Raw genomic sequence first — 16682 nt, 5'->3', positions numbered from 1 at the left:
CACACCGCCACCGGGTCAGCCCCTGTGGACAACCCGGGGCGCGCGAGCGCTCAGTGCGCCGTCCAGCCACCGTCGAGGACGAGCGACGTACCGGTCACGAAGGAGGCCTGCGGACTGCACAGATACGCCACCGCCTCGGCGACCTCGTCCGGTTCGATGAGCCGCTTGAGCGCGCTGTCCTGGAGCATGACGTCGGTCAGGACGCGCTCCTCGGGGATCCCGTGCGCCCGGGCCTGGTCGGCGATCTGCTTCTCGACCAGGGGGGTGCGCACATAGGAGGGGCACACACAGTTCGAGGTGACGCCATGGGGGGCGCCCTCCAGGGCGGCGGTCTTGGAGAGTCCCTCCAGACCGTGCTTGGCGGACACGTAGGCCGCCTTGTAGGCGGAGGCGCGCAGCCCGTGCACCGAGGAGACGTTGACGATACGGCCCCACCCTTGGCCGTACATATGGGGCAGGGCGCCGCGGATGAGCCGGAACGGCGCCTCCAGCATCACGGTGAGCACCGTGTGGAAGACCTCGGGCGGGAACTCCTCCAGGGGCCGCACCAGTTGCAGTCCGGCGTTGTTGACGAGGACATCGGTGCCGGCCGCGGCGAGTTCCGCGGCGTCCAGGTCGGTGAGGTCGAGGGGGTGCGGCTCGACGGTGCCCGCGAGGCCTCGGCACTGCTCGGCGAGCGCCTCCAGGCCCGCGGCGTCCCGGTCGACCGCTCTGACCTTGGCCCCGGCGGCCGCGAGCCGCAGCGCGCAGGCGCGGCCGATGCCTCCGGCGGCGCCGGTGACAAGGGCGGTGCGACCGCCGAGGTCGAGCGAGGGGGCGGGGGGCGCCGAGAGGGCGTTGGACGGGGTCATGCCCCGACCCTAGGCAGCGCTCCCATCCCGCCCCATGTGGTCACAGCCCATACTTCAGTCGCTGGTCATGGGTTCGAACCATGTGGGTTCGTCGGACAGCGCCTGTTTGATCCGAAACAGCTGGTACTCGCTCAGCGGGGGCAGGGCGTCCACCTCGAACCAGCCGACCTCTATCGACTCGTCGTCGTTGACGCGGGCCTCGCCGCCGACCGCCCGGCAGCGGATGCAGACGTCCATGAACTGGCAGATGTCGCCGTTGTCGAAGGTGACTTCCTTCCCGGACTTCACCAGCACGATCCGCTCGGGCACGCAGTGCACGCCCGTCTCCTCGTACACCTCCCGTACGGCGCAGGCCGCGGGCTGCTCGCCGGGATCCGGGATACCGGAGATCACCGCCCATTTGTGGTTGTCGGCGCGCTGCCCGAGCAGAACTCTGCCCTCGTCGTCGAAGACGACGGCGCTGACGCCGGGCATCCAGAGCAGCTGGTTCCCGGCGGCGGCCCGGATCGTACGGATGAAGTCAGGAGTGGCCATGGCCATGACCCTAACGGGCCGCCCTTGTCACCTGCGGGGCTTCCCGCGGGAGTACGGCAGGCGTACGGCTACACGTCACCGGCGCGTCGCCCGCGCACCCCGGCGCCGATCGCCCAGCCGAGTCCGCCTGCGGCGATGAGCACCAGGGCGATCTCCGGCAGGATGCCGAGCTTCGTGGCGGGCGTCTCGGAGGAGCGCAGCGGCACCTCCTGCACCAGCGAGTCGGCGACGAACATGCCGGTCTTCTGGGTGATCGTCCCGTCCGGCATGATGATCGCGCTGACCCCGCTGGTGACCGGGACGGTGACGGTCCGGCTGTGCTCGACGGCCCGCACTCGGGACATGGCGAGCTGCTGGTACGTCATCTCGCTGCGGTCGAAGGTGGCGTTGTTGCTCGGCACCGAGATCATCTGCGCGCCGTCGGTGACGGTGTCGCGCACCGCCCAGTCGAACGCGGCCTCGTAGCAGGTGGCGAGGCCCACCTTGGTGCCGCCGATGCTGAACACACCCGGCGTGCTGCCCCGGCTGAAGTCCTGGCGGACCATCGACGTCCACTCGGAGTTGATCGCCCCGATCATCGACCGCAACGGCAGATACTCGCCGAACGGCTGGATCTGCCGCTTGTCGTAGGTCTGGAGCGGGCCCTTGACCGGGTCCCACAGGATCTGCTCGTTGAGCAGCCTGCCGTCCCGTTCCACGACTCCGCCGACCGAGATCGGCGCCCCGATGGCCTTGGCCGCCGAATCGATGACCGTGCGCGCGTCGGCGTTGGCGAAGGGGTCGATGTCGGAGGAGTTCTCCGGCCACAGCACGAAGTCGGGCCTGGCGACCTTGCCCGCCTTGACCTCGGCGGCGAGCCGCTCGGTCTCCCGCGCGTGGTAGTCGAGCACGGCCCGGCGCTGGGAGTTGAAGTCCAGTCCCGCGCGCGGCACATTGCCCTGGATGACCGCCACGGTCACCGTGCCGTTCTCGGCCTTGTCGCTGACCAGCGGCCGGGCGGCCAGCGCCCCGGCGACGGGGACGGCGACACTCAGCAGCGCCACGGCCGCGGCGGACCGCTGGACAGCTCGGGTGCGCCGCAGGTCCACGGCGAGCCGGATCACCTCGTACAGGCCGAAGCCGCACAGCACGACCGCGAAGCCGAGCACCGGGGTGCCGCCCGCCGCGACGAGCGGCAGGAAGACACCGTCGGCCTGGCCGAAGGCGATCTTGCCCCAGGGGAATCCGCTGAACGGCGCACGCGCGCGTGCCGCCTCTCCCGCGATCCACAGCGCCGCGGCCCAGACGGGCCGGCCCGGCAGCCGGGACACCGCGGCGACGCCCGCGCCGACCAGCGCGACGAAGACCGCCTCGATGACGACCAACGCGATCCATGGACCGGGACCGACCTCCACGCCCGTCCACACCAGCAGCGGCAGCAGGAAGCCCAGGCCGAACAGGTAACCGAGACCGAGGCCCGCCTTCCAACTGCGGTCGCGCAGCACCCAGCCGAAGCCGGCGAAGGCCGGTAGGGCCAGCCACCACAGGGTGCGCGGCGGGAAGCTGACGTAGAGCAGCACTCCGGAGAGCGCCGCGGTGAGAGCCGGGAGCAGGCGCGCGAGCCACACCCGGCGCGGGGCGGGCGCGAGCGGCTCTACCTGGTCCGACTCGTCCACGGAGGTTGCGGTGACGGTCACTGTGGGAGTGTACGGCGGTTGACCTTGGCCCCGACAGCGCGGTCCTTGGGGCAGTGGCGCCCTGTGTGCTGCATCGCTCCTGCCCAAGACGTCCACAAATCGTCCATCAGCCGTTACGGTGTGCCGGAGCAAGTGTCGTAGGAGCCGGTCAGGGCCATGGCGGAAGGTTTCGTCATGGTTCGGGGGGCGGCCGGGTAGCGGGTCGGGGTGGGTGCCACGGGGATGACGTCTACGGCCGGTTCTGAGGGCGCCAGAGAAATCGGCGAAAGACGAAACGTTTCTGACGCGGCGGGCGTCGTCGTGCTCGGCGCCTGCGCCACCTGGTCCCTGGTCACGGCCACCGTGCAGGACGGCCGACCCGAGGGAGTGCTGCTCGCGATCCTCGCCGTCGCCGCGGGTTACGCGGCGGGCCGGATCGGCGGAGCGCTGCTGCCGGTCCTCGCGCCCTGCGCGGCGGCGCTGGCCGGAGTGGCTCTGACGGTCACCCTCCCCCATCTCGGCCCGGACCCCGATATCGTCCCGCCGCTCGGCCAAGCCGGGGCCACGGCCGCCCTCCTCACCCTCTCCGCGGGCGCCGCCTGCTGCGCCGCGTGGGCCGCCACCGCGCCCGCCCTTCGGCTCACCCTGCGCCTGCTGGCCGCCGGGATCGCGGTGACCGCGGCCGCCCTCGGCTCCACCACCGGCTTCGTGGTCTGTTCCGCGGTGCTGCTGTGCTCCCTCGCCGCCGGCCGTATGCACCACCGCGGCCTGGGCATCGCCGGACTGGCCCTGACCACCGCCCTGGTGACCGGTGTGACCTGGGCGGTCGCCGGAAGTGCGGTGCCGGACGGGCTCGCGGCGTCACTGGAGGGCCAGCTGACCGGGCACCGTCTGGACCTGTGGCACGACGCCTTGGACCTGGCGCAAAATGACGCCGCCCTGGGCGTGGGCCCGGGCCGCTTCGGCGAGCTCAGCACGACGGCGACCAGCACCCTGCTCTCCGACGGCAAACCGCACTCGGCGCCCTTGCAGCAGGCGGCCGAGCAGGGAGTCGTCGGGGTGGTGCTGCTGGCGGCGGCCTTCTGCTGGGTGCTGTTCGCGCTCTGGCGCGCGCCACGCCCGACACCGGTCGTGCTCACCGCCGGTGCGGCCCTGACGGGTCTCGCGGCGATCGCCGCCGTCGGCAACGCGCTCAGCTTCACCACGGTGTCCGTGGGCGCGGGACTGCTGGCCGGGCTGGCCACGGCCCGCCCGATACCCGAAACGCCGGCCGCCGCGGTCCTCCTGGAGGCTCGCCCGCACCGGGCGGCATGAGGTCAGTGCGCGGTGCCGGGGGTCCCCGCGCGCAGCCGGTCCCTGATGACCCGTACCGCGGCCTCGGCGTCGTCCACGGTGATCGTGAACGTATGCCCGTCCCACAGCCGCAGCACCACGCCCTCACCACGCCGTACGACGACCGCGGTGCCCTTCTCGGGCCGCCAGCGGTAGCCCCAGCCGCCCCAGTGGCGCGGGGTGACGAGCGGGGCGAAGTCGGCGCCCGCGACATGCGACAGCGGGATACGGCGGCGCGGCACACCCATGTGGCCGCAGCGCACTTCGAGGGACTCCTTGTCGACCTTCAGGGCGACATGCACGAACGCCAGGGTGCCGAAGAGCACCAGCAGGCCCGCCGCGATACAGCCGACCACGGCCATCGCGAGCGGGGCGGCGCCGGAGGTCCAGGCCGAGTCGACCGCCAGCTCGATGCCGAGCGCCATGCAGGCGGCACCGACCAGCGCCAGCAGCCACTGGACACGGTTGGTGGCGCGGCCGGTCCAGACATCGGGGTGCGGCGCGTGCTCGCCCTGGGAGTGCTCCCTCATGGCATTGAGGTTACTCAGGTTTCGCTGCGCGGGTACCTCGTTGCGCAGGGTGACTGGTCCGCGCGGGCGTCCCCGGGTCACCTGGCCGGGGTGACCGCCTGGAGCAGCTGCCCTTCTTCGTAGGCCAGGGCGGGCTCGGGCAGGGTGCCCTCGCGTCCGCTCAGCAGCACCGTGACGGTGCCGGTGACGTCGGCCTCGGGCGCGGGGTGCGCGCCGATCCGGCGCAGCGCCTGCGCGGCGACGGCCTCGGCGGAGCCGAGCAGGACGAGGGGCGGGCGGTCGGGGCGCTGCACGGCGGCGCGGATGCGCTCGGCGACCAGCTCGTAGTGGGTGCAGCCGAGGACGACGGTCGTCACGTCGTCGGGGGTCAGGGCGGCGGCCGCGGCGACGGCGGCGGTGATGGCGTCCTCGTCCGCGTACTCCACGGCCTCGGCGAGCCCAAAACAGGGCACCTCGGTGACCGTCACACCGTCGGCGAAGTCCTCGATGAGGCCCCGCTGATAGGCGCTGCCGGTGGTGGCGGGCGTCGCCCAGATCGCGACGGGTCCGCCGCCGGCCGCGGCGGGCTTGATCGCGGGGACCGTCCCGATCACCGGAATGGCCGGTTCCAGGCGGGCGCGCAGGGTGGGCAGGGCGTGCACGGTCGCGGTGTTGCAGCCGACGATCAGGGCGTCGGGCCGGTGCGCCGCGGCGGCCTCGGCGACGGCGACGGCTCGCCGGGTGAGGTCCTCGGGGATCCTCGGTCCCCAGGGCATGCCGTCCGGGTCGAGGGAGAGGACGAGATCTGCGTCGGGCCGCAGCCGTCGTACCGCGGCGGTGGCCGCGAGCAAGCCGATTCCGGAGTCCATCAGCGCGATCTTCACCCGGCCACGATAGACGATGGCCCCTTGCGGGCCGCTCCCGTGGGGCAGACTGCGCGGGTGAGCGCCTTTGTGTGGATCGCCGTCGGATCACTCGCCGCCTGGCTGTGGCTGCTGCTCTGTCAGGGCTTCTTCTGGCGCACGGACGTCCGGCTGCCGGCCCGGCGGGAACCGCGCGCGTGGCCGTCCGTGTGTGTCGTCGTACCGGCACGCGACGAGGCGGCGGTCCTGCCCGACAGCCTGCCCGCGCTGCTGGCCCAGGACTATCCGGGACGGGCCGAGATCTTCCTCGTCGACGACGGCAGCTCCGACGGCACCGGGCAGCTGGCCCGGGAGCTCGCCGAGCGGCACGGCGGGCTGCCGCTGACCGTGGACTCCCCCGGTGAACCGCCCGCGGGCTGGACCGGCAAGCTGTGGGCCGTGCGCCACGGCATCGGCTTGGCACGCGCGCGTGACCCCGAATATCTGCTGCTGACGGACGCCGACATCGCCCACGCGCCCGACAGCCTCAGACAGCTCGTCGCCGCGGCGGACACCGGCGGTTTCGACGCGGTCTCGCAGATGGCCCGGCTGCGGGTGGAGAGCCTCTGGGAGCGGCTCGTGGTGCCGGCCTTCGTCTACTTCTTCGCGCAGCTGTATCCCTTCCGCCGGATCGGTAAGAAGGGGACACGCACGGCCGCCGCCGCGGGCGGCTGCGTCCTGCTGCGGGCGGACGCGGCCGAGCGGGCCCGGATCCCGGACGCCATCCGGCACGCGGTGATCGATGACGTGGCGCTCGCGCGGGCCGTGAAGGGCGGCGGCGGGCACATCTGGCTCGGACTCGCCGACGCGGTGGACAGCGTGCGGCCGTATCCCCGCCTGCACGACCTGTGGCGGATGGTCTCCCGCTGCGCCTACGCGCAACTGTGCCACAACCCGCTGGTGCTCGTCGGTACGGTCGCCGGGCTCGCGCTGGTGTACCTGGTGCCGCCCGTGGCGCTGCTCGCGGGACTGGCGGCCGGGGACACGGCGACGGCGGTCATCGGCGCGCTGGCGTGGCTGGTGATGACCGGGACGTACGTGCCGATGCTCCGCTACTACCGGCAGCCGCTGTGGCTCGCTCCCCTGCTGCCGTTCACCGCCTTCTTGTATCTGCTGATGACGGTCGACTCCGCGGTGCAGCACTACCGGGGGCGGGGTGCGGCCTGGAAGGGCCGCACCTACGCACGTCCGGACACGGCGGCCGAGGGCTGACTACTTGCGGCCGGGCGTCCAGTTCATGCCCCAGCCGTACGCGTAGTCGACCGTCCGCTGCGGGCTCACCCCGCGCTCGGGCACCAGATAGCGGGCCTCGCGCTGGACGACGAGGTCGCTGCCGGTGTTGGTGATCAGGGCGAGCGCGCACACCGTGGAGGGGACCGTGCACTCGTCGAGCGAGAAGTCGATCGGGGCGCCGAACTGCGGGGTGAGGGTGACCGTGGCGTGCAGGTCGGCGAAGGAGCGCGCGCCCTCGTAGATGGTCACGAAGACCAGGATGCGCCGGAAGGCCCGCTGATGATCAAGGCTGACGGTGAGGTTCTCACCACTGGCCACGGCACCGGTGCGGTCGTCGCCGTCGAGGTGGATGTACGGCGGCTGGTGCAGGGAGCCGTAGGCGTTGCCGAGGGCCTGGACGACGCCCTTGCTGCCGTCGGCGAGCTCGTACAGGGCGCACAGGTCGAGATCGAGGTCGTTGTGCATGGCGACCGGGCGGCCCAGCTTGCTCGCCCAGCCCGAGAACTGCTTGCGCACCTCCCAGTTGAGGTTCACGCGCATCGCGCCCGAGGTGCCGCCCTGCTTGGTCAGCGAGACCGCGGGGGCCGCCTTGGTGAGCGTCACCTTGCTGAGGCTCACCGGGGGCGCCTGGGGCGGGGGCGGGGCGGTCGGCGGCATCGCGGGCGGAGGAGGCATCATCGCCGCGGGAGCCGCGGGCGGAGCGGCGGGGGCCGCCTGCTGCGGCTCGTCCACCGTGATCCCGTAGTCGGTGGCCAGGCCCTCCAGGCCGCTGCTGTAGCCCTGGCCGACGGCGCGGAACTTCCACGCGCCCTGCCGGCGGTAGAACTCGCCCAGCACGAAGGCCGTTTCGACGGTGGCGCCGGTGCTGTCGAAGCGGGCGACCGAAGTGCCCTGGGCGGCGTCCCTGACCTCGATGGCGAGATCGGGGACCTGGCCGAAGGAGCCGCCGTCGGCGGAGGCGGCGAGGATGACGGTCTCGATCGCGGGCTCCACGCGCGCGAGGTCGACGAGGAGGGTGTCGGTCACCCGCCCGCCGGCGTCCCGCTTGCCCTCGTGCCGGACCGCGCCCGAGGCGTGCACCGGCTGGTTGTAGAAGACGAAGTCCGCGTCGGAGCGGACCTTTCCGCCGACCAGCAGCAGCGCCGAGGCGTCGGCGTCGGGCACACCCGGCCCGGAACGCCAGCCCAATTCGACGCGAAGCTCCGTCGTCGGCACCGGAACATTCGATCCTTTCGGCATTGACATGTCCGCCCCCATCACGTGTCAGCGTGCCAGGTCACGCCCCGGCTGGTTCCATTCGGTTCCGTACAGGGTCAACCTATTCCCCGCGCGCGGGGACCGGCACCGCAGCGCCCACGAAGATCGCTGGCCAACCGCCGGTAACCCCTAGGGAACTTGGCCTTTACAGCATCCGAACGCCGAACGGCGCCCCTTTTTGCCAAGTTCGCTCGCATTGGGGATCCCACGTCACCGCCGACACGGAAAACAACCCTCTTATCGGTCTCCCCAACCAGCACATCGTGGGCTTAACTTATGTGCCATGACCTCCCCCCGCTCCACTTATGGTGGCGGCTACTACTCCGCCTCCTTCCCGGACACCCCGATCTACGACTCGCTCGTGGCCGAGCGGGGCACCCCGCAGATCGCCCCGATCCGGGTCCCCGCCGCGTACGACACGGGCAGCAGCCATCTGCCCGCGCTCCCGTCGGCCCTGCCCGCCCTGCCGGCGGCTCCCTCCCAGCCCTCCTACGGCTACCCGCAGGCGCCGCAGCCCGCGCCGCTCCAGCAGGCCCCCGCGGCGTACATCCCGCAGCAGGCGGCCGCGCCCCGCGGTTATCCCGGTCCGCAGCCCCAGCAGCCCCGCCCGGCGGCTCCCACGGGTTACGAGGCGATGCGTCCCGCGCAGCCCCGGCCCGCGGCGCCGATGTACCAGGACCCGTACAACAACCAGCAGTACCGCGGCTACTGAGCCGTTCCCCGACGGTCCGTGCCACCTGGCACGATTGACCCCATGGGGAATACGCGACTGCAGTCGATACACGTTCATCCGGTCAAGGCGTTCCGGGGCGTCGCGCCCCGGGAGGCCGTCGTGGAGCCCTGGGGGCTGGCCGGTGATCGTCGCTGGATGCTGATCGACGACGGGGGAAAGGTCGTCACGCAACGCCAGCAAGCGCGCCTCGCGTTGGCCGCCGCCGAGCCTCTGCCCGGCGGCGGCCTGCGCCTGTCCGCACCGGGGATGGACCCGCTGACCGTGCACGTGCCGAAGTCCGCCGCCACCGTCCCGGTGGAGATCTTCCGCGACAAGGTCGAGGCCGTGCCCGCCGAGGACGACGCCGCGCACGCCTGGTGCAGTGCCTATCTCGGCACTGCCGTACGTCTGGTGCACATGGACGACCCGGCCACGCGCAGGCCCGTCGACCCGGAGTACGCGCTGCCCGGTGAGACCGTCAGCTTCGCCGACGGCTACCCGCTGCTGGTCACTTCCACCGCCTCCCTCGACGCCCTCAACTCCCTGATCGCCGAGGGCGATCACGCGGACGAGGGCCCGCTGCCCATGAACCGCTTCCGGCCGAACGTCGTCGTGTCCGGCACCGCCGCCTGGGCCGAGGACGACTGGTCCCGCGTCGCCATCGGCGACGTCACCTTCCGGGTCGCCAAGATGTGCGGGCGGTGCGTCGTCACCACCACCGACCAGGGCACCGCAGGCCGGGGCAAGGAGCCCCTGTCCACCCTCGGGCGCCACCGTCGCATCGGCGGCAAGCTCGTCTTCGGGCAGAACCTGGTGCCGCTGACCGGCGGCACGATCCGGGTCGGGGATCCGGTCGAGATCCTCGCCTGACCCGCGGCGGCGGGAACCCGGGGCACCGGCCTGCGCGTTGAGCGTTTCGCGAGCAGTTCATGAGAGTCTCGGCCGCAGGTGATTTCGCTCTCTCTCGGCCGGGATCGCGCGTGAGCGGCTCCGCGGGGGGTTATCACGGAGCGGGAAGGGGGTGCGGGAGGGTGCGAGCGATCAGTGGGCTCTGGCGCTGGCGGCACAACCCGCTGCGCCGGTCGACCGATCTGGCCGAGGCCTGGGTGGCGCTGTCCGCGCTGCTGCTCGTCCTCGTGCTGGCACCCGTGTCCGGCGCCGTGGTCGGCACCGTCGCGCAGGACGCGTTGCAGGAGTCGGTGCGCGAACAGCGGGCCTCCCGGCACCTGGTGAGGGCCACCGTCGCCGACACCCTGGGCGACTCCCCGCTGGCCGCCGACCCCGAGACCGCCGCCACCGGCCGGGAGGTGCGCACCCGCGTGCTGGCCGACTGGACCGCCCCGGACGGCACCGACCGGCATGGCGCGGTCACCACGCGGATCGACGACCCGCAGCCCGGCGACCGCTTCACGATCTGGACGGACCGTCAGGGCCGCGTGGCGGCCCGCCCGCTGGACTCCGCGACGGCGACCACCCATGCCGTGCTGGCCGGGTTCGGCGCGGCCGTGATGGTCATAGGCCTGGTCGAGTGCGCCAGACGGCTGATCGTCTGGCGCATGGTCCGTCGCCGGTACGCCCGTTGGGACCAGGCCTGGGACCGGGCGGGACCGGACTGGGGCCGGACCGGTACCGGCAGCTGACCGCCTTCCGCCTCTGGTCAACCCAAGACCTGCGCGCACGCTACGGTGGACCGGCCGAGTCTTCGGCGACGACCCGCGCGAAGCCGCAGGGGTGGCCGACGCGCCCCGAAGGCGAGCGAGCCATCAGTACGACCGAGGTGGGGGCACAACAACGCCATGGCACAGGGCACGGTCCAGGTGACGCACACCGGCACGTCGCGGTGGCGGCGCCGCACGGGTGAGTACGCATCGCTCGCCGCAGCGCTCCAGGCCGCGGCCGACGGTGATGTCCTCACCGTCGCGCCCGGTACCTATCGGGAGAACCTCGTCGTCCAGCGCCCGGTGACCCTGCGCGGCCCCGAGGGCTCCCCCGGCTCGGTGCGCATCGCGCCCCTGGACGGTGTGCCGCTGACCGTGCGGGCCTCGGCGGTGATCCAGGACCTGCATGTGGAGGGCCAGGACTCGGCCGCGCCCGCCCTGCTGGTCGAGGAGGGCGCTCCGGAGCTGGTGGACATCCGGGTCGTCACCCGTTCCGCGGCCGGAATCGAGGTGCGCGGAGGCGCCCGGCCGACCGTGCGGCGCTGCACCGTCGACAACCCCGCCGGCATCGGCATCGCCGTACTCGACGGCGGGGGCGGGGTGTTCGAGGAGTGCGAGGTGGTCGCGGCCGGACAGTCCGGGATCGCGGTGCGCGGCGGGGCCCACCCCCGGCTCGATCGCTGCCGGGTGCACCACACCTCGGGCGCGGGGCTCAGCGCGACCGGGGAGAACTCCGCGCTGGAGGCGGTCGGTTGCGAGGTCTACGAGGTCCGCGGCAGCGGAGTGCAGATCACCGGCCGGGCCACCGGGCACCTCACCGACTGCGATGTGCACCGCACCACGGCGGACGGGGTCACCCTCGACACGGACGCCGTGCTGACCCTCGCCGACTGCCGGATCCACGACATCCCGGAGAACGCGGTCGACCTGCGCTCCCGTTCCGTGCTCACCCTGACCCGTACGACGGTGCGGCAGTTCGGGCGCAACGGCCTGTCGGTGTGGGACCCGGGCACGCGCGTGGACGCCAACCAGTGCGAGATCTTCGACAGCACCGGCGACTACCCGGCCGTCTGGGTCAGCGACGGCGCCACCGCCGTACTGGACTCCTGCCGGGTCCACGACGTGCCGGACGCCCTGTTCGTCCTCGACCGCGGCTCCCGCGCGGACGTCGTCGACAGCGACCTGTCCCAGGTGCGCAACACGGCCGTGTCGGTCAGCGACGGCGCCACCGCCCAGCTCGACGACTGCCGTATCCGGGACACGGCGACGGGCGCCTGGTTCCGCGACCACGGCAGCGGCGGCACCCTCGCCAACTGCACGCTGGACGGCGTACAGACCGGTGTGATCGTCACCAAGGGCGCCGACCCCACCATCGAGCGGTGCACGGTCGCCTCCCCCGCCGAGGCGGGCTTCTATGTGTCGGCGGGCGGCCGGGGCAGCTTCCTGAACTGCCGGGTCACGGGCAGCGCGGGCTACGGCTTCCATGTGATCGACGGCTGCCGTACGACGCTGAAGAAGTGCCGTACGGAGCGCTGTGCGCGCGGCGGTTACGAGTTCGCGGACGCCGGCCCGGACGCGGGTTCGAGGACCGGGCCCGTGGTGGAGGACTGCACGAGCGACGAGAGCGCGGGGCTGCGGCAGCCGACCGCGCCCCGTGAGACGGCCGTGCAGTCGGCGAGCCAGTCGCCGGGCCTGCTCGGCGCGATCCCCGGCCAGCGCGCCACCGAACAGGAGCCGCTGATCGCCCCGGTGACGCCGGAGCAGCCCGCGCGGACCTCCAAGGCCGTCCTCGGTGAACTGGACGCGCTGGTGGGCCTGGACAGCGTCAAGCGCGAGGTGCGTGCGCTCACCGACATGATCGAGGTCGGCCGGCGCCGCCAGCAGGCGGGCCTGAAGGCCGCATCCGTCAAACGGCACCTGGTCTTCACGGGATCCCCCGGCACCGGCAAGACGACCGTCGCCCGGCTCTACGGCGAGATCCTCGCCTCCCTCGGCGTCCTGGAGAAGGGCCATCTCGTCGAGGTGTCCCGGGTCGACCTGGTCGGCGAGCACATCGGCTCCACCGCGATCCGCACCCAGGAGGCCTTCGACAAGGCGCGCGGCGGTGTGCTGTTCATCGACGAGGCCTACGCGCTCTCCCCGGAGGACTCCGGCAGGGACTTCGGCAAGGAGGCCATCGACACGCTGGTGAAGCTGATGGAGGACCACCGGGACGCGGTGGTGGTGATCGTCGCGGGCTATACGGCGGAGATGGAACGCTTCCTTTCCGTCAACCCCGGTGTGGCCTCCCGCTTCTCTCGGACCATCACCTTCTGCGACTACGACCCCGAGGAACTGCTCCGGATCGTGGAACAGCAGGCCGAGGAACACGAGTACCGGCTGGCCCCGGGCGCCGCCGAGGCGCTGCTCAAGTACTTCACGGCGATCCCCAAGGGGCCCGCGTTCGGCAACGGCCGCACCGCGCGGCAGACCTTCGAGGCGATGGTGGAGCGGCACGCGAGCCGGGTCGCCCAGCTGGAGGAGCCCAGCACGGACGATCTGACGCTGCTCTACGCGGAGGACCTGCCCGATCCGTCCTGACCGCGTGGGCCGGGCAGCCCGGGCCGCAGCCGGGTCAGCAGCCGTTCGCGTTCCTCGGCGAAGGCCGGGTCCGCCTGGTAGTCGGAGTGGCCGAGGATCGGTGCGGGCAGGGGGTGCAGTTCGGTGCGGCCGTAGGCGAGGGGGTCCTTGAGGGCGTCGCGGTCCACCTCGGGGCCGCACGCACCGGGCAGCAGGACGGGGCCGCCGATCGGGTCGGTGGGCCGGTGGAGGTTGCGCCAGCAGTCGACGTCGTGGTGCAGGGCGCTGAGCGCGGCCGGGCCGAAGTGGGCGGGGAACCAGCGGCCGTAGAGGCGCTCCAGGGGGGAGCCGTAGGTCAGCAGGGCGACGCGTTTGCGGACGGACGGTTTCAGCTGCCAGGCGGCGGCCGCGGCGAGGACGCTGCCCTGGGAGTGGCCGGACAGCACGAGCCGTCCGCCCGTGGCCCGCGTCCAGGTGGCCATCCGCCAGGTCAGGTCGGGCACCGCGCGCTCGGCGTAGCAGGGCGGGGCGAAGGGGTGGGCGGCGCGCGGCCAGAAGGTGCCGACGTCCCACAGGATGCCGATGGTGCGGCGGGCGGAGGCGTCCTTGTAGGCGCGCCGGCCCCAGGTGACGAACAGTATGAAGCCGAGGCCGATCAGCCAGGAGCCGAGGGCCTGTGCGGTCTCGGCGGCGCCCTGGACGAAGGCGTGCGCCGGTTCCGTCGCCTCGGCCGGGGTTTCGTCCGTGGTCAGGGCGCCCGCCAGGGCTCCCGCGCCGAGCAGCAGGGTCGCGGTGGAGACCACGGCGACCAGGAGCGGGCCCCGGTCGGTGAGGGTGGCCATCGCGCGCGTGCGGGCGATACGGCGGCTGCGCGTGCTGTCGTGGGGCTCGCTCCGGTAGTCGCGTTCCACGGTGGCGAGTTCGGCGCGCGCGAGCCGCATGGTGCGCCAGGCGAGCCAGCCGCACAGCAGGAGGACCAGTACGAGCAGGGGCGGGATCACGGACGCCTGCCAGGTCAGCAGGACCGGCGGGCCGGGGATCGACGCGCGCGTGCCGTCCAGCCAGTCGGCCACACGCTGGGAGACACCGCCCGACATCACTCCGCCGAGGGCGCAGGCCAGCATCGCGACGGCCGGTCCGCCAAGGCCCCCCATCGCGGCCCTCGGGTCGGGGTGGGTGCGGTGCAGGGCGTGGGCGATCACGCCGAGGACGATGACGAGCAGGCCCTGGACGAAGGCGAGGGCGCCGAAGGTGGCGTCGCCGGGGAGCCGGCCGCTCGATGTCCACTCCGGCCGCTGCCAGGCGGCGTAGAGCAGGGTGAGGGCCAGCAGGGCGAGTGAGACGAGCGGCAGGCGTCGTACGAGATGGTCGTCGAGCCGCCGATCGAGGCGGTGCTCGCTGCGGCCCCGGCGGCAGACCACCCAGACCACGACGGCCGCCGCGATCAGGAGGGACGCTTCCAGGAGGCGGCCGAGGGCGTCCAGGGTGGCGGGGCCGCCGGTCTCGTGGTCGAAGCGGGCGGCGGGCAGGCCGGCCGCGGCGGCGACCGTCAGCAGGCCCGCCGAGGTGTGCGCGGCGCGCAGACGGGCGACCAGGCGGCGGCCGTACCAGAAGCCGGGGCGGCCCAGCGCGGTGCGGTCGGTCTCCTCCTCGGGCTCGCGGCCACGGGTCAGCGGCTCCTGGGACTCGTACGCGCTCCAGGTGCGGTGGGAGAGGTACCAGAGCAGACCGGTCAGGGCGAGCGGCACCAGGGCGGCCAGGGCGAGGCGGCGGCCGGGCAGGCTCCACCAGCCGGCGTTCGAGACCTCGGGCGACAGGAAGCCCAGCCAGGAGTGCCGCTCGGCGCACGCCTGCGTGCCCGCGCACTGCCAGGCGGCCAGATCCAGGGCCACCTCGCAGGCCGCCGCGACCAGCAGCACCGTCAGGGACAGTCCGGCGAGCCGCACCAGCAGGCCGTACAGCCGGACCGTGCGGACCCGGCCGCGGACGCTGGGGCGCATCCAGTGGGCGAGGTTGACCACCATGAACGGCAGCAGCAACAGCCACAGGGCGCGGGCGCCGTTGCCGGAGGTGAGGTTGGACCAGACGTAGGCCTCGGGGACCGGTCGGTCGCGGTAGTCGTCGGGGCGGGACTCGGCGTCGACGTCGTCGGCCCGTCGGAAGACGGCCGCGGTGTCGTCGCCGGTGATCCGCTCCGTGCGGGGATCGCCGAGCATGTCCTGCGGTGTCGTACCGCCCACTCCGTGGACCAGGAGCTCCAGGGCGATGTCCGCTTCCTCCGGCCGCGCCGCGGCGGCCGGGGCGGGTTCTTCTGGGGCACGCTCCACTGTTTCGCACTTCCCCCGTGACGAGCCGTCGGCTTGTGTCCGTGCGGGCACCAGGATCTCCGCTCGGCGGGCGGCTCACACCCCTCGTCACGGAATCTCCCCGATCCGGGTGACATGCGAGGGAGGGATGATGTGCGGGTGACATGCGCGCGTCGGGGCGGTCGGTGGCGCATGCCGTGCCACGGCGTGCAAGGATGGGACGTCCGCGCACCGGAAACGAGGAGAACCTGCTCGTCGGAGCGGGTGCGCGAGGCGGGCGAGACGGCTTGAGGCGAAAGGAACCGGAGCGTACGTGAGTGAGAATCAGAACCTCCTCGCGGAGCAGCGGCGCGCCCTGATCCTGGACGAGGTCCGGCGCCGCGGCGGGGTCCGGGTCAATGAGCTCACCCGCAAGCTCGGCGTGTCGGACATGACCGTGCGCCGCGATCTCGACGCGCTGGCCCGGCAGGGCGTGCTGGAGAAGGTGCACGGCGGCGCGGTCCCGGTGGTCGAGGCGAGCACCCATGAGCCGGGCTTCGAGGCCAAGTCGGGCCTGGAGCTGACGGCCAAGGAGGACATCGCGCGGGCCGCCGCGCAACTGGTGGCCCCGGGCGCGGCGATCGCCCTGTCCGGCGGTACGACGACGTACGCGCTGGCCCATCAGCTGGTGGACGTCCCCGACCTGACCGTCGTCACCAACTCGGTGCGGGTCGCCGATGTCTTCCATGTCGCGCAGCGCACGACGGGCCCCCGGCAGGGCGCGGCCACGGTCGTGCTGACCGGCGGGGTGCGCACCCCGTCCGACTCGCTGGTGGGTCCGGTCGCCGACCAGGCCATCGCCGCGCTCCACTTCGATGTGCTCTTCCTCGGTGTCCACGGCATATCGGTGGAGGCCGGTCTGTCCACGCCGAACCTCGCCGAGGCCGAGACCAACCGCCGTCTGGTGCAGTCGGCGCGCCGGGTCGTGGTGGTCGCCGATCACACCAAGTGGGGTGTGGTGGGGCTGAGTTCGTTCGCCGCGCTGCACCAGGTGGACACACTGGTGACGGACCGGGGCCTGGCCGCCGAGGCGCGCACCGAGGTGTCGGAGCATCTGCGGCGGCTGGTCGTCGCCGGTGAGCCGGAGGACGCTGCAGACAGCTGACGCGCCGTCAACTAAGGTGGCGCTTCCGGC

General features: G+C 72.8%; 14 protein-coding genes. 7 read left to right on the top strand and 7 right to left on the bottom strand.

The window, feature by feature from the left end; translation table 11 throughout:
* Positions 1-50: 50 nt before the first annotated feature.
* From H4N64_RS01485 to lnt, 3 genes are all read right to left on the bottom strand, one after another.
* Entirely contained in the window at positions 51-851 is an 801-nt protein-coding gene (locus H4N64_RS01485) for a 3-hydroxybutyrate dehydrogenase (RefSeq protein WP_186280122.1), read from the bottom strand.
* A gap of 54 nt (positions 852-905) precedes the next feature.
* The gene (locus H4N64_RS01480) at positions 906-1385 is read right to left on the bottom strand and encodes an NUDIX hydrolase (protein WP_186280120.1); all 480 of its coding nucleotides are present in this window, start codon (positions 1383-1385) and stop codon (positions 906-908) included.
* A 68-nt stretch (positions 1386-1453) separates the two neighbouring features.
* Entirely contained in the window at positions 1454-3061 is a 1608-nt protein-coding gene (gene lnt / locus H4N64_RS01475) for an apolipoprotein N-acyltransferase (protein WP_186280117.1), read from the bottom strand.
* Between the two features lie 222 nt (positions 3062-3283).
* On the opposite strand from lnt, the gene H4N64_RS01470 reads away from it, so the two are divergent.
* Positions 3284-4354 (top strand): O-antigen ligase family protein, encoded by a 1071-nt coding sequence (locus H4N64_RS01470; RefSeq protein ID WP_222108376.1) that lies wholly within the window; start codon positions 3284-3286, stop codon positions 4352-4354.
* Between the two features lie 2 nt (positions 4355-4356).
* On the opposite strand, the gene H4N64_RS01465 is transcribed toward H4N64_RS01470, so the two are convergent.
* Together H4N64_RS01465 and H4N64_RS01460 are read right to left on the bottom strand one after the other, a co-directional pair.
* Entirely contained in the window at positions 4357-4902 is a 546-nt protein-coding gene (locus H4N64_RS01465; RefSeq protein ID WP_186280116.1) for a hypothetical protein, read from the bottom strand.
* Between the two features lie 77 nt (positions 4903-4979).
* Positions 4980-5765, bottom strand: a complete 786-nt coding sequence (locus tag H4N64_RS01460; protein WP_186280114.1) for an aspartate/glutamate racemase family protein — start codon at positions 5763-5765, stop codon at positions 4980-4982.
* Between the two features lie 69 nt (positions 5766-5834).
* Between H4N64_RS01460 and H4N64_RS01455 the strand changes: the two genes are divergently transcribed.
* Positions 5835-6995 (top strand): glycosyltransferase, encoded by a 1161-nt coding sequence (locus tag H4N64_RS01455; RefSeq protein ID WP_186280257.1) that lies wholly within the window; start codon positions 5835-5837, stop codon positions 6993-6995.
* On the opposite strand, the gene H4N64_RS01450 is transcribed toward H4N64_RS01455, so the two are convergent.
* Positions 6996-8255 (bottom strand): TerD family protein, encoded by a 1260-nt coding sequence (locus H4N64_RS01450; RefSeq protein WP_186280112.1) that lies wholly within the window; start codon positions 8253-8255, stop codon positions 6996-6998.
* 301 nt (positions 8256-8556) lie between these two features.
* Here H4N64_RS01450 and H4N64_RS01445 point away from each other — a divergent pair, with 301 nt between their 5' ends.
* From H4N64_RS01445 to H4N64_RS01430, 4 genes are all read left to right on the top strand, one after another.
* Positions 8557-8985: a DUF6643 family protein gene (locus tag H4N64_RS01445; RefSeq protein ID WP_186280110.1), complete on the top strand. Its 429-nt coding sequence runs from the start codon at positions 8557-8559 to the stop codon at positions 8983-8985.
* Positions 8986-9027: 42 nt separating this feature from the next.
* Positions 9028-9855: an MOSC domain-containing protein gene (locus tag H4N64_RS01440; RefSeq protein ID WP_186280108.1), complete on the top strand. Its 828-nt coding sequence runs from the start codon at positions 9028-9030 to the stop codon at positions 9853-9855.
* 161 nt (positions 9856-10016) lie between these two features.
* Entirely contained in the window at positions 10017-10625 is a 609-nt protein-coding gene (locus tag H4N64_RS01435) for an Rv1733c family protein (protein WP_186280106.1), read from the top strand.
* A gap of 156 nt (positions 10626-10781) precedes the next feature.
* Positions 10782-13223: a right-handed parallel beta-helix repeat-containing protein gene (locus H4N64_RS01430; protein WP_186280104.1), complete on the top strand. Its 2442-nt coding sequence runs from the start codon at positions 10782-10784 to the stop codon at positions 13221-13223.
* On the opposite strand, the gene H4N64_RS01425 is transcribed toward H4N64_RS01430, so the two are convergent.
* Positions 13193-15529 carry a hypothetical protein gene (locus H4N64_RS01425; RefSeq protein ID WP_186280102.1) on the bottom strand — a complete coding sequence of 779 codons (2337 nt, stop codon included), beginning with the start codon at positions 15527-15529 and terminating at the stop codon, positions 13193-13195. The genes H4N64_RS01430 and H4N64_RS01425 overlap by 31 nt on opposite strands.
* Positions 15530-15821: 292 nt before the next feature.
* Between H4N64_RS01425 and H4N64_RS01420 the strand changes: the two genes are divergently transcribed.
* A complete protein-coding gene (locus H4N64_RS01420; protein WP_186280100.1) occupies positions 15822-16652 on the top strand; it encodes a DeoR family transcriptional regulator in 831 nt (276 codons plus the stop codon).
* Positions 16653-16682 lie beyond the last annotated feature (30 nt).

The sequence above is a fragment of the Streptomyces cupreus genome (assembly GCF_014257025.1).
Lineage (GTDB): Bacteria > Actinomycetota > Actinomycetes > Streptomycetales > Streptomycetaceae > Streptomyces > Streptomyces cupreus.
This window is presented reverse-complemented; position numbering and strand designations above follow the sequence as displayed.